The organism is Amycolatopsis sp. NPDC024027, assembly GCF_040638975.1.
Lineage (GTDB): Bacteria > Actinomycetota > Actinomycetes > Mycobacteriales > Pseudonocardiaceae > Amycolatopsis.
Window position 1 is genome coordinate 36,188 of record NZ_JBEZYY010000004.1, and the last position, 12,756, is coordinate 48,943.

Annotated in this window: 10 protein-coding genes; 6 read left to right on the top strand and 4 right to left on the bottom strand. The window is 70.7% G+C overall.

Features of this window, described 5'->3' with window-relative positions; genetic code table 11:
- The first annotated feature begins 196 nt into the window (after window positions 1-196).
- Genes AB0F52_RS12080 through AB0F52_RS12095 form a run of 4 tightly spaced genes read left to right on the top strand, consistent with a single transcriptional unit; the run spans window position 197 to window position 3,534 of the window.
- On the top strand, window positions 197-1,903 hold the full coding sequence (locus AB0F52_RS12080; RefSeq protein ID WP_360168412.1) for an acyl-CoA dehydrogenase: 1,707 nt from the start codon (window positions 197-199) through the stop codon (window positions 1,901-1,903).
- A complete protein-coding gene (locus AB0F52_RS12085) occupies window positions 1,903-2,349 on the top strand; it encodes a nitroreductase family deazaflavin-dependent oxidoreductase (RefSeq protein ID WP_360168415.1) in 447 nt (148 codons plus the stop codon). Before AB0F52_RS12080 ends, AB0F52_RS12085 begins: the two co-directional genes overlap by 1 nt.
- A complete protein-coding gene (locus AB0F52_RS12090) occupies window positions 2,346-3,116 on the top strand; it encodes a fumarylacetoacetate hydrolase family protein (RefSeq protein WP_360168418.1) in 771 nt (256 codons plus the stop codon). Before AB0F52_RS12085 ends, AB0F52_RS12090 begins: the two co-directional genes overlap by 4 nt.
- Window positions 3,117-3,120: 4 nt before the next feature.
- Complete coding sequence (locus AB0F52_RS12095) at window positions 3,121-3,534, top strand: hypothetical protein (protein ID WP_360168421.1); 414 nt, start codon at window positions 3,121-3,123, stop codon at window positions 3,532-3,534.
- A 124-nt stretch (window positions 3,535-3,658) separates the two neighbouring features.
- Here the strand turns inward: AB0F52_RS12095 and AB0F52_RS12100 are convergent, their stop codons facing one another.
- On the bottom strand, window positions 3,659-6,046 hold the full coding sequence (locus AB0F52_RS12100; RefSeq protein ID WP_360168424.1) for a Tex family protein: 2,388 nt from the start codon (window positions 6,044-6,046) through the stop codon (window positions 3,659-3,661).
- A gap of 156 nt (window positions 6,047-6,202) precedes the next feature.
- On the opposite strand from AB0F52_RS12100, the gene AB0F52_RS12105 reads away from it, so the two are divergent.
- Window positions 6,203-7,678 carry a glycosyl hydrolase family 18 protein gene (locus AB0F52_RS12105; protein WP_360169549.1) on the top strand — a complete coding sequence of 492 codons (1,476 nt, stop codon included), beginning with the start codon at window positions 6,203-6,205 and terminating at the stop codon, window positions 7,676-7,678.
- A gap of 46 nt (window positions 7,679-7,724) precedes the next feature.
- Here AB0F52_RS12105 and AB0F52_RS12110 read toward each other — a convergent pair whose 3' ends face one another.
- Both AB0F52_RS12110 and AB0F52_RS12115 read right to left on the bottom strand, forming a co-directional pair.
- The gene (locus tag AB0F52_RS12110) at window positions 7,725-9,383 is read right to left on the bottom strand and encodes a GMC family oxidoreductase (protein ID WP_360168427.1); all 1,659 of its coding nucleotides are present in this window, start codon (window positions 9,381-9,383) and stop codon (window positions 7,725-7,727) included.
- The gene (locus tag AB0F52_RS12115; protein WP_360168430.1) at window positions 9,383-10,846 is read right to left on the bottom strand and encodes an NAD(P)/FAD-dependent oxidoreductase; all 1,464 of its coding nucleotides are present in this window, start codon (window positions 10,844-10,846) and stop codon (window positions 9,383-9,385) included. The genes AB0F52_RS12110 and AB0F52_RS12115 overlap by 1 nt, the downstream gene beginning before the upstream one ends.
- Before the next feature lie 99 nt (window positions 10,847-10,945).
- Here AB0F52_RS12115 and AB0F52_RS12120 point away from each other — a divergent pair, with 99 nt between their 5' ends.
- Window positions 10,946-11,617 carry a barstar family protein gene (locus tag AB0F52_RS12120; protein WP_360168433.1) on the top strand — a complete coding sequence of 224 codons (672 nt, stop codon included), beginning with the start codon at window positions 10,946-10,948 and terminating at the stop codon, window positions 11,615-11,617.
- On the opposite strand, the gene AB0F52_RS12125 is transcribed toward AB0F52_RS12120, so the two are convergent.
- Complete coding sequence (locus AB0F52_RS12125) at window positions 11,595-12,689, bottom strand: winged helix DNA-binding domain-containing protein (RefSeq protein WP_360168436.1); 1,095 nt, start codon at window positions 12,687-12,689, stop codon at window positions 11,595-11,597. The genes AB0F52_RS12120 and AB0F52_RS12125 overlap by 23 nt on opposite strands.
- Window positions 12,690-12,756: the final 67 nt, after the last annotated feature.

The window sequence follows — 12,756 nt, forward strand, 5'->3', positions numbered from 1 at the left end:
CTGAGAAGGGTTGTCCTGCCCGGCGCAGACCGGTCAACGGCCGCGGCGCGTGGTAGTCGACAACAGCAGCGGGCCGAGGCAGAACTGAGCGGCCCGCATGATCAGTATAGCGGGCGAGGGTGACGTAGCCCCAGTGAGATTGCCCGCACCCGCGCGACCTTGCTAAGTTACCGGTCGGTAATCGAGGAGGACCACCATGCTGCTGAACCCGCGCGAGTACGACCCGGCGCACTTCGACGCCGAGACGCGGCGCCTGCTGCGCGCCACCATCGACTGGTTCGAACAGCGCGGCAAGGCGAAGCTGACCGAGGACTACCACAACCGCACCTTCTACGCGGACTTCATCGAGTTCGCGGGTAAGGAAGGCCTGTTCTCGACCTTCCTGACGCCGGCCGCGAACGCCGGCGGCCACCCGGACAAGCGCTGGGACACCAGCCGCGTCGCCGCGCTGTCGGAAATCCTCGGCTTCTACGGCCTCAACTACTGGTACCCGTGGCAGGTCACCATCCTCGGCCTCGGCCCGGTGTGGCAGAGCGGCAACGACGTCGCCCGCCGGCGCGCGGCCGAGGCGCTGGACGCCGGTGGTGTCGGCGCCTTCGGACTGTCCGAAAAGGACCACGGCGCCGACATCTACTCCTCGGACATGGTCCTGACGAAGGACGGCGACGGCTACCGCGCGACCGGCTCGAAGTACTACATCGGCAACGGCAACTGCGCGCGCACCGTGTCGGTGTTCGGCCGTATCGACGGTGTCGAAGGCCCCGACCAGTACGTCTTCTTCTACGCCGACTCAGAGCACCCGAACTACCACGTCGTGAAGAACGTCGTGCCGTCGCAGATGTACGTCGCCGAGTTCCGGCTCGAGGACTACCCGGTGCACGCCGAGGACATCCTGCACGTCGGCGCCGAGGCGTTCAGCGCCGCGCTGAACACCGTCAACATCGGCAAGTTCAACCTCTGCTTCGGCGGCATCGGCATGGCGACGCACTCGCTGTACGAAGCCATCACGCACGCGCACAACCGCGTGCTCTACGGCAAGCCCGTGACGGACTTCCCGCACGTCCGCCGCGAGTTCGTCGAGGCCTACACGCGGCTGACCGCGATGAAGCTGTTCTCCGACCGTGCGGTCGACTACTTCCGCAGCGCGAACCCCGACGACCGCCGCTACCTGCTCTTCAACCCGATCACCAAGATGAAGGTGACCACCGAGGCGCAGAAGGTGATCGGCCTGGTCGCCGACGTCGTGGCGGCCAAGGGCTTCGAGGCCGACACCTACCTGGCGATGTCCAAGAACGACATCGACGGCCTGCCCAAGCTCGAGGGCACGGTGGCCGTGAACCTGGCGCTGATCGCGAAGTTCATGCCGAACTACCTGTTCGCGCCGCAGGAGTACGCGCCGGTGCCGACCCGCACCGACGCCGTGGACGACGAGTTCCTCTTCCGCCAGGGCCCGGCGCGCGGCCTGTCGAAGGTCCGGTTCCACGACTGGAAGACCGCCTACGCCGAGGCCGCGCACATCCCGAACGTCGCGCTGTTCACCGAGCAGGCCGGTTCCCTGGTCAAGCTGCTCACCGAGGCGGCGCCGGACGAGGCGCAGCAGGCCGACCTCGACTTCGGGCTCGCGCTGGCCGAGCTGTTCACGCTGATCGTGTACGGGCAGCTCGTCCTGGAACAGGCCCGCATCACCGGCCTGGACGACGAGGTCACCGACCAGATCTTCGCGGTGCTGGTGCAGGACTTCAGCGTCGCGGCGGTGGACCTCAACGGCAAGGCGAGCTCGACCGGGGCCCAGCAGGCGATCGCCCTCGCCGCGCTGCGCAAGCCGGTGGTCGACGCCGCGCGGTTCGAGAACGTCTGGGCGCGGGTGCGGGAGCTTTCCGGGGTCTACGCTATGCAGCCGTGATGGCGCGGAAGTACCGGCTGGGTGTCATGCGGAAAGCGGCGAACGTCCTGGTGACGGCGAGCCTGGAACGCGGCATCCTGATCGCGGGGAGCACCGGGTGGCTGTTGACGACGCGCGGGCGGCGCTCCGGCGCCGACCGCACCACTCCGGTCAACGTCGTCGAAGTCGGTGGCGACCGCTGGCTGGTGTCGCCGTACGGGCAGGTCGGCTGGGTGCACAACCTCCGCGCCGACGCCACCGCCCGGCTGTGGCGCGGCCGCACCCGTGAGACGTGGGAGGTCGAGGAAGCCGACGCCGCGACCGCCGGCCCGGTGCTGCGCGCGTACGTCCGCAAGCTCCCGGTGACGGCGCCGTTCTTCGACGCCAAGCCGGGCGACCCGGCCGAGACCTTCGCCGCGGAAGCCGATCGACACCCGGTGTTCCGGTTGGCAAGATCGCGGGCGTGAAGCGAGAGCGGGCGGCGGAGCTGATCTGGGACGCGTGGCTGACCGGCAAGCGGCTGGAGGGCCTCCCGGACGACGCCCGCCCGGGCGACCTCGCCGAAGGCATGGCGGCGCAGGCGGCGCTCGCCGAGCTGGCCGGGCCGGTGTCCGGCTGGAAGATCGCCGCGACCACGGTGTACGCCCGGCAGTACCTCGACGTTCCCGGCCCGCTGCCGGGCGCGATGTTCGAGCGGTTCCACCACGTCGAGGGTGCCCCGGTCCCGGCGGACACCATGACCATGGGCGTCGCCGAACCCGAGTTCGCTTTCCGGCTCAAAGCCGATCCGGGATTGTCACCGTCGCTGGCGGCGGTGCTCGACGCGGTGGACACGATGTTCCTGGCGATCGAGCTGCCGGACAGCCGCTACACCGACCACCGCCACGCGGGCGGCCCGCAGCTGCTGGCCGACGCGGCGTGCTCGGGCCGCTTCGTCGAGGGCGGCCCGGTGCCGGGGTGGCGTGACCTCGACCTGCCCCGCCGCCCGGTGGTCCTCCACGCCGACGGCGAGGAGTTCTCCCGGGGCAGCGGCAGCCTGGTCCTGGGCGACCCGCGCCTGGCGCTGCACTGGCTGGCGATGGAGCTGCCCCGCCACGGCCGTGCGCTGCGCCCGGGCGACATCGTGACGACGGGAACGGCGACCCCGCCGTGCCCGATCCGGGCGGGCGGCCACGTGGTGGCGGACTTCGGCGAGCTGGGAAGTGTGGAGGTGCGGTTCACGCCGCTAGAGTGACCGGGTGCTGACGTTCCGTGCCGGTTTCGTCGTGCTGGCGATCGTCGTGGCGGGGCTCGACGCGGGCTTCTGGCTGTTCGCCCGCGGCCCCCACCCGATGCCCCCGCGCATCGGCTTCCTGCTGGCGTTCGTGCTGCTGCTGGCCCTGCTCGCGGCGGCCGCGGGGGTGGTGCGCTGGGAGGTCGCGGTGCCCCTGGCCGCGGCGTCGACGTCGGGCCTGTTCGTCGTCGGCGCGGCTGCGATCTTCAGCGTCGGATTCGGGTTCCTGCTGGCGGCGGTCGTGGAGGCGGCGCTGGTCCGCCACCTGGTCCTGGCCGCGTCACCGACCGGCTGGCGCGGCGGACCGGGCATCATCAGCTCGGCCGCGGCGGTGGTGCCGGCGGTCTTCTTCACGGCCGGCCTGCTCCTCCTTCGCTGACGCGGCGTCCGGTCACTGCTTCCGGGCCGCGCCCGCCAGGACGATGGATTGCCTGGCGTTCGGCCCTGTCGCGCAACAAAGGCGGGCCACCCGACCCGCCGGGTGGCCCGCCTTCACTGGAGGTCTACTTGCCGAACCCGGCCCGCCGGAGCGCGTCGGCCATCGAGCCGCCGGCGTTCCCGCCACTGCTGCTGCCCCCGCCAGTGCCGCGGCCACCGCCACGGCGATCGCCGCCGCCGGTGCCGCCGCGGCGCTGACCGCCGCCACCTTGACCGCCGCCGCCCTGGCCGCGGTCGCGGCGCTCGCCGCCGCGGTTGCCCGAGGCCGCTCCCGGCTCGTCGTCCAGGCGCAGCGTCAGGGAGATCCGCTTGCGCGGCACGTCCACGTCCAGCACCTTCACCTTCACGATGTCCCCGGGCTTGACGACCTCACGCGGGTCCTTCACGAAGTTCTTCGACAGCGCCGAAACGTGGGCCAGGCCGTCCTGGTGCACGCCCACGTCGATGAACGCGCCGAACGCCGCCACGTTCGTCACGACGCCCTCCAGCCGCATGCCCGGCTTGAGGTCGCCGATCTTGTCCACGCCCTCGGCGAACGTCGCCGTCTTGAAGGCCGGGCGGGGGTCGCGGCCCGGCTTGTCCAGCTCCGACAGGATGTCCGTCACCGTCGGGAGACCGAACGTCTCGTCCACGAACTCCGCCGGGCGGAGGGAAGACAGCGTCCGCGTGTTGCCGATCAGCGCGCGGATGTCCGTGCCCGTCTTCGACAGGATCCGCCGGACCACCGGGTACGCCTCCGGGTGCACCGCCGACGAGTCGAGCGGGTCGTCGCCGTCCGGGATGCGGAGGAAGCCCGCGCACTGCTCGAACGCCTTCGGGCCCAGCCGCGCGACCTCCTTCAGCGCCGTCCGGGAGCGGAACGGCCCGTTCGTGTCGCGGTGGGCCACGATGTTCTCCGCCAGGCCCGTCGTGATGCCCGAAACCCGGGTCAGCAGCGGCGCCGACGCGGTGTTGACGTCCACGCCCACCGCGTTCACGCAGTCCTCGACCACCGCGTCCAGCGAGCGCGACAGCGAAACCTCGGACAGGTCGTGCTGGTACTGCCCGACGCCGATCGACTTCGGGTCGATCTTCACCAGCTCGGCCAGCGGGTCCTGCAGCCGGCGGGCGATCGAGACCGCGCCGCGCAGCGAGACGTCCATGTTCGGCAGTTCCGCCGAAGCGAACGCCGACGCCGAGTACACCGACGCGCCCGCCTCGGACACGATCGCCTTGGTCAGCTTCAGCTCCGGGTGCTTCTTGATCAGCTCGATCGCGAGCTTGTCCGTCTCGCGTGACGCCGTGCCGTTGCCGATGGAGATCAGGTCGACCTTGTGCCGCGCGCACAGCGCCGCGAGCTCCGCGATCGACTGGTCCCACTTGTTCGCCGGCTGGTGCGGGTAGATGACGTGGGTGTCGACGACCTTGCCGGTCGCGTCCACGACCGCCACCTTGACCCCGGTCCGGAAGCCCGGGTCGAGGCCCATGGTGGCGCGGGTGCCGGCCGGCGCGGCCAGCAGCAGGTCGCGCAGGTTGGCCGCGAACACGCGGACGGCGTCGTCCTCGGCCGCCTGGCGCAGCCGCATCCGCAGGTCGATGCCCAGGTGGAGGAGGATCTTGGTGCGCCACGCCCAGCGCACGGTGTCGCCGAGCCACTTGTCGCCCGGGCGGCCCTGCTGGGCGATGCCGAACTTCGCGGCGATGCGCTGCTCGTAGTCGGTCGGGCCCACCTGCGGCTCGTCACTCGGCTCGTCCGGCGACATGGTGAGGTCGAGGACCTCTTCCTTCTCGCCGCGCAGCATCGCCAGGATCCGGTGCGACGGGAGCTTGGTGTAGGGCTCGGAGAAGTCGAAGTAGTCGGAGAACTTCGCGCCTTCCTCCTCCTTCCCGGACCGGACCTTGGCGACCAGGTGGCCCTGACCCCACATCTTCTCCCGCAGGTCACCGATGAGGTCGGCGTCCTCGGCGAAGCGCTCGACGAGAATCGCGCGGGCGCCGTCGAGGGCGGCCTGTGCGTCCGCGACGCCCTTGTCCGCGTCGACGAACACCGCGGCCGCGGCCTGCGGGTCCGTCGAGGGGTCGTTCAGCAGGCCGTCGGCCAGCGGCTCGAGCCCCGCTTCACGCGCGATCATGGCCTTCGTGCGGCGCTTCGGCTTGTACGGGAGGTAGATGTCCTCGAGCCGCGACTTCGTGTCCGCGGCGAGGATCGACGCCTCGAGGGCCTCGTCGAGCTTGCCCTGGCTGCGGATGGATTCGAGCACGGCGAGCCGGCGCTCGTCGAGTTCCCGCAGGTAGCGCAGCCGCTCTTCGAGCGTGCGCAGCTGCGCGTCGTCGAGCATGCCGGTGACTTCCTTGCGGTAACGGGCGATGAACGGCACGGTCGAACCGCCGTCGAGCAGCTCGACGGCGGCCTTGACCTGTCCTTCGCGCACGCCCAGTTCTTCGGCGATCTTCTGCTCGACCGACACGCTCACTGCAACACGCTCCTGCTTCGCCTGGTTCCGATCGTCTCATTCTGCCGTTTCCGCCGCCCCGACTTTCGGATGGGGCTGACATCGAGCACCTTGACAACGAGATTGGTCTAGTCCACTTTGTGGTGACCTGCCTCACTCGTGTTCGTGGAGGTCCCCGTGGTCCCCAAGGTCCGCTTCGCTCTGCTTTCCTTACTTTCGGTGGTCGCGCTGTGTCTGGGCGTGACGTTCGTGCTCGCCGGCAGCGCCTCGGCGGCCAACATCCTGGCCAACCCCGGCTTCGAAGCCGGCACCACGGGCTGGGCGTGCACCGGCGCGGCGGCCGCGGTGAGTTCGCCGGTGCACGGCGGCAGCCGTGCCCTGAACGCGACGCCGTCGTCGTCGGACAACGCCCAGTGCTCCCAGACGCTCACCGTCTCGGCGAACACGGCGTACAAGCTGTCCGCCTGGGTCCAGGGCAGCTACGTCTACCTGGGCGTCTCCGGCTCGGCGACGACCAGCACGTGGACGCCCGGCACCAGCGGCTACCAGCAGCTGTCGCTGAGCTTCACGACCGGCTCGAGCACGTCGCTGACGGTGTACCTGCACGGCTGGTACGGCCAGCCGGCGTACTTCGCCGACGACGTCAGCCTCGACGGGCCCGGCACCCCGCCGACGACGACGCCGACCACGCCCACCACCCCGACCACGCCTCCGACGACGACCACCCCGCCGACGACGACCACGACGCCGCCCACGCAGGGTGACCTGCCGAAGCACGTCCTGACGGGCTACTGGCAGAACTTCTACAACGGCGCCAAGGCGCTGAAGCTCGCCGACGTGCCGACGAAGTACACCATCATCGCGGTGTCGTTCGCGGACGCCACCGGCACGCCGGGCGCGGTGAGCTTCACGCTCGACTCCGGCCTGTCCTCGCAGCTCGGCGGCTACACGGACGCCCAGTTCAAGGCCGACATCAGGACGGTGCAGGCGCGCGGCCAGAAGGTGATCATCTCGGTCGGCGGCCAGAACGGCACGATCAGCGTCAGCGACTCTTCGTCGGCGAACAACTTCGCGAACAGCATCAAGTCACTGATCGCCAACTACGGCTTCGACGGCGTCGACATCGACCTCGAGAACGGCATCAACGCCATGTACATGGGCCAGGCGCTGCGGAGCATCTACAACGGCGGCGGCAGGGTCATCACGATGGCGCCGCAGACGATCGACATGCAGTCCACTGGCGCAGGTTATTTTCAGCTGGCGCTGAACATCAAGGACATCCTGACGATCGTCAACATGCAGTACTACAACTCCGGTTCGATGAACGGCTGCAACGGCAACGTCTACTCCCAGGGCACGGTCGACTTCCTGACGGCGCTGGCCTGCATCCAGCTGCAGGGCGGCCTGCGCGCGGACCAGGTCGGCCTCGGCCTCCCGGCCTCCCCACAGGCCGCGGGCGGCGGCTACCAGGCCCCGGCCAACACGGTCTCGGCGCTGAACTGCCTGGCCCGCGGAACGTCCTGCGGCTCGTTCAAGCCGTCGGCGACGTACCCGTCGATCAGGGGCGCGATGACGTGGTCGATCAACTGGGACGCGTCGCAGGGGTACGCGTTCGCCAACACGGTGTCGGCCGGGCTCGCGGGCCTGCCGTGACCGCGCGCTGAGCAGGCCCTCCCGGCGGCGCGGTCCGGGAGGGCCCTCAGCGGGGTGTCAGCGGCAGCCGCAGGGCTCCCGGTGCCTCCGGCGGCACCACCGGACGTCGAGGGGCCACCGCCGCCACCCGCTGATACGGCGCACCCAGCGGCGGCCGCGGGTCGGCTTCCCCGCGGTTCGGCCAGAACGCCATCGCCCGCTCCGCCTGGGCCGTGATCGTCAGCGACGGGTTCACGCCCAGGTTGGCCGAGATCGCCGAGCCGTCCACCACGTGCAGGCCCGGATAGCCGTACAGCCGCTGGTACGGGTCGACCACGCCGGTTTCGGGAGAATCACCGATCGTGCAGCCGCCGATGAAGTGGCCCGTGATCGGGATGTTCGCCAGGTCCGTCCAGGCCCCCTGGGGCAGGCCGCCGATCTTCGCCGCCACCCGGCGCGTCACCTCGTGGCCCGCCGGAATCCACGATGGCGACGGTGCTCCCGAACCCTGCCGAGTCGTCATGCGCCGGCCGAACAGCCCGCGTTTCGTGTACGTCGTCACCGAGTTGTCCAGCGTCTGCATCACCAGCAGCCCGATCATCCGCTCCGACCAGTGCCGCGGGTTGTGGATCCGCAGCAGGTCACGGCGGGACCGCCACAGCTCGCGCAGCCCCAGCACCCAGCGCCGCCGCCCGGGCGAGGCGTCGACCAGCACCGTCGCCAGCAGGCCCATCAGGTTGCTGCCACGCCCGTACCGCACCGGCTCCACGTGCGTCACCGCGTCGGGGTGGATCGACGACGTGATCGCGACGCCTCGCGAGTAGTCCGTGTCCTCGCGCAGTGACCGCGCCGCCAGTACCGCTTCGGAGTTCGTGCGGGCCAGGAGACCGAGCCGAGGGGACACGAGAGGCAGCGTTCCGGTGTCCCGCATCCGGTGCAGCAGGCGCTGGGTTCCCAGGGCGGCCGCGGAGAACACCACCTGCGACGCCGTGAACGTCCGGTGGGAAAGACCGCCGGTGCGCCGGGTGTCCACCGCGTAGCCGCCGGAGATCGGCCGCACCGAAACCGCCGTCGTCAGTGCGTGCACCACGGCACCCGCCCGCTCGGCCAGGTACAGGTAGTTCTTCACGGTCGTGTTCTTCGCCCCGACCCGGCACCCGGTCATGCATTCGCCGCACAGCGTGCAGGACGAACGCCGGGGTCCGGCGCCGCCGAAGAATGGGTCCACCCCGGACTGTCCGAAGTAGACGCCGACCGGCGTGCGGCGGTACGTGTGCCCGATGCCCATGTCGTCGGCCACCGAACGCAGCACCCGGTCCGCGGCCGTCGTCGCCGGGTTCTCGACCACGCCGAGCATCCGCTTCGCCTGGTCGTAGTACGGCGCCAGCTCGGCCTTCCAGTCCGTGATGTGCGCCCACTGCGGGTCGGCGTAGAAGCCGTCCGGTGGCTCGTACAACGTGTTCGCGTACACCAGCGAACCGCCGCCGACGCCGGAGCCGCTCATCACGAACGTGTTCTTCAGCAGCGTGAGCCGCTGGATGCCGAAGCAGCCCAGTGCCGGCGCCCACAGGTACTTCCGCACCCGCCACGACGTCTTCGCGAACTCGTCGTCGGCGAACCGGCGGCCGGTTTCCAGCACGCCGACGCGGTAGCCCTTCTCGGTCAGCCGCAATGCCGTGACGCTGCCGCCGAACCCCGAACCGATCACCAGGACGTCGTAGTCCATCAGCCCGCCACCCGGTAGTCCGCGACGTCGAAGCGCCGGGTCCGGCGGTCGTACTCGGTGACCAGGCCGGGCCAGTTGGTCGTCACCCGGCCGTCGGCCTGCCGGTACCAGCTCGTGCAGGCGGTCCACACGCTGCGGCCCAGCCGCTGCTGCACCTCCCGGTCGTACCGCTCCTCGACCTCCGGTCGCACGTCCAAATAGGACACACCGGGCCGGGCGAGCCGCTCCACCGCCTGGCGGATGTAGCGCGCCTGGCGCTCGATCATGTAGATGATGGACCCGGCGCCGAGGTTCGTATTGGGGCCGTAGACGCAGAACAGGTTGGGGAAGCCGGGCACGGTCATGCCCAGGTACGCCCGCGCGCCGCCGGACCACTCGTCGTCCAGGGACCGCCCGCCGAGGCCGCGCACCGCCATCCGGCCGAGGAACTCCGTCGCGGCGAAGCCGGTGCCGTAGACCAGGACGTCCGCCTCGATCTCCGTCCCGTCCTCGACCCGCACGCCTTTCTCGGTGATTTCGCGGATCCGCCGCGTCTCGACGTCGACGTCCGGCTGGGCGAGGGCGGGCAGGTAGTCGTTGGTGAAGAGGATCCGCTTGCAGCCCAGCGGGTACGCCGGCTTGAGCTTCGCCCGCAGCTCCGGGTCCGTGATGTGGCGGCGCCGTAGCTGCGCGGTCCGCAGCTCGAACATCTTCGCCAGCACCGGGTGGCGCGTCATCGCGTAGGTGGCGTACTCGGCGAGCAGGAAGATCCGCAGCCGGCCGAGCAGCTGGGTCGGCGGCAGGTGTTCGAACAGCCAGTGCTGCCACCGCCGGTAGCGCGGATCGGACTTCGCCATGACGTACGGCGGCGTGCGCTGGAAGACCGTGACGTGCTGCGCGCGTTTCCGCAGCTCGGGCACGAACTGCACGGCGCTGGCGCCGGTCCCGATGACGGCGACGCGCTTGCCGGTCAGGTCGACGTCGTGGTCCCACCGCGCGGAGTGGAAGGCGTCGCCGGCGAAGCTCTCCCGGTTGGGGATGTCCGGCAGCGTCGGGCGCGACAGCTGTCCGACGGCCGGGACGAAGACGTTCGCCTCGAAGGTCTCCCCGCTCCGCGTCTCGACGCGCCAGGTGCCCCGCGCTTCGTCGAACGCGGCTCCGGTGACCTCGGCCCGGTACCGGATGTGCGGCTCGAGCCCGTACTTCGCGATGACGCGCCGCAGGTAGGCGAGGATGTCGGGCTGGTGCGAGAACCGCTTCGGCCACCGCGGGTTGGGCTCGAAGGAGAAGGAGTACAGCGGCGAGGGGATGTCGCACGCGGCGCCGGGGTAGGTGTTGTCCCGCCAGACGCCGCCGGGTTCGGCGGCGCTCTCCAGGATCGTGAACTCGGTGAACCCCGCGCGCTTGAGCTCGATCGCCGTCCCGATGCCGCCGAACCCGGCGCCCACGATCAGCACCGACGGCCCCTTCGCCGAACCAGTCATGCCCGAAAAGCTACGGACTTCGGGCCTGTGACAACAGGCCACGAACGGTCACTCAATCGAGATTTCCGGCCAGCGTAGGCTCCCGATGTACCGCGATACGTGCTGGTCGAAGACAACGGGGAGCGGCGTATCCCGTGCGCGGACGCCGAGGGCGTGTTCACCGGGCCGGACGGGGAGCCGCTCCGGCTGCGACGCTGCACCCTGCCGGCGGAGCTGTCCGAACGGCTGCGGACCGGGCGGAAGATCCAGCCGGCGCTCTTCTTCTTCGAAACCGTCGACCGCTTCGGGATCGAGACCGAACTGAGCGTGGTGCAGCTCGACATCGCCGGCTGGTCGCTGCACGGTGGCAACCAGGCCGACCTCGCGTTGCGGGAGCCCTTGCACGACCCACCGTCGCCGGCCGCGCGACCGATCTGGCAGCTGTGGTCGGCCGGGCGGCCACCGGTGGCGAACCTCTGGGCCGGCCACGACCGCGTCGAATGGCTGCGGGCCGCGCTGGCACACCGGCGCGCCGAGGGGCCCGACCGGCCGCCGGGCCGGGTTTACCGGGTCGACGGTGCGCACGTCACCGACGTCACGAGCTGCTACTGCGCGCTCGGCGAAGCGGTCAACGGCCCGGGTGGGTACTTCGGGTGGAACCTCGACGCGCTCGCCGATTGCCTGCGCGGTGGCTTCGGCGCGACTCCGCCGTTCACCGTCGTGGGACCCGAAGTGCCGCACGTCCGCGAAGTCTTCGAACGGGCCGGCGTCACGCTACGGGCAACACCCTGACTTCGTGCGTCTCCGCGGCCGCCTCGGCCCACTTCACCAGCTCGGCCGCCGACTTCTCCAACGCCGCCACGTCCCGCTTCGCCAGCTTCTCGAACGGCGACAGCTCGATCACCGCCGCCTTGCGCGGCGCCTTGATCTCCCAGAAGCCGCGCACCTCACCGTCGACCAGCAGCGTGCCCTTGACCAGGCCGTTGTGCGAGATCACGCGCTTGCGACAGGCGTCCGAGATCACCCGGGTCCGGTCGGCGTACGACAGGATCATCTGGTCGAACGGTCCGAGCAGCCGCGGCGGGGCCGGGACGTCCTCGCCGGGCAGCGTCAGCTCCGGCAGGTCCAGCAGCTCGCGGCCGTCCGCGTCACGGTACCGGCGCAAGTCCATCGAAGCGGCCACCTCACCGAGGCGCGTGATGCCCGCCCACGTCTGCACGTCCGCCACCGTGGCCGGGCCGAACGCGCGCAAGTACCGCGAAATCAGCGAAGCGGGCGAAGGCGGCGACAGGGGAGCGCCCACCCACTCGTCCAGGCACGCGTACGTCGTCTGCCCGGCTTTGCCCCAGATCGCGCGGGGTGGCGTCTGCACCAGCGGCAGCCGGCCCCGGGCCAGGTGGGTCAGGGAGGCCGCCGGGACGTCCCAGGTTCGCGCCAGCGCGGCGCCCAGTGCGGTGCCCGGCATCGGCCCTGCGAGGAGCAGCTTCCGCGCGGCCTCGCTGACGAGATCGTGGTCGAGCCCGGCCAGTGCGCGGGCGTGCAGGGCGTTCTGCTTCAGATCGCGGTCGTAGATCCCCTGCACCACCGGCCGCCACGCGAGCGCGTCCGCCGCCGTCACCAGGTGGACCGTGCCGCGCATCAGCGCGATCCGCACCACGCGCCGGCTCTCGAGCAGCTCCGCCAGTTCCTCGGGCCGGAACCCGTCCAGCCGCGACCACAGCCCGAAGTACGGCGGGAACGGCGCCTGCGCCTGGAGCCCGGCCAGGTGCGCCACCGCGTCGTAAGCGGACATCTTCGCCCGGCGCAGCAGCAGCTGGCGTTCCAGCGTGGCGCGGTTCACGGCTCGTCGGCTCAAGGTCTCCACGTCGTCACCCTAACGATCATCCAGGACAGTTCCGGTCCTCGATTGGACACCTTCTCCGGTCGTGATC

Bases quoted from the DNA above. Each gene is read 5' to 3' on its own strand.
- AB0F52_RS12080 (WP_360168412.1), top strand. From the start codon at position 197: ATGCTGCTGAACCCGCGCGAGTACGACCCGGCGCACTTCGACGCCGAG.
- AB0F52_RS12085 (WP_360168415.1), top strand. From the start codon at position 1,903: ATGGCGCGGAAGTACCGGCTGGGTGTCATGCGGAAAGCGGCGAACGTC.
- AB0F52_RS12110 (WP_360168427.1), bottom strand. From the start codon at position 9,383: ATGGACTACGACGTCCTGGTGATCGGTTCGGGGTTCGGCGGCAGCGTC.
- AB0F52_RS12115 (WP_360168430.1), bottom strand. From the start codon at position 10,846: ATGACTGGTTCGGCGAAGGGGCCGTCGGTGCTGATCGTGGGCGCCGGG.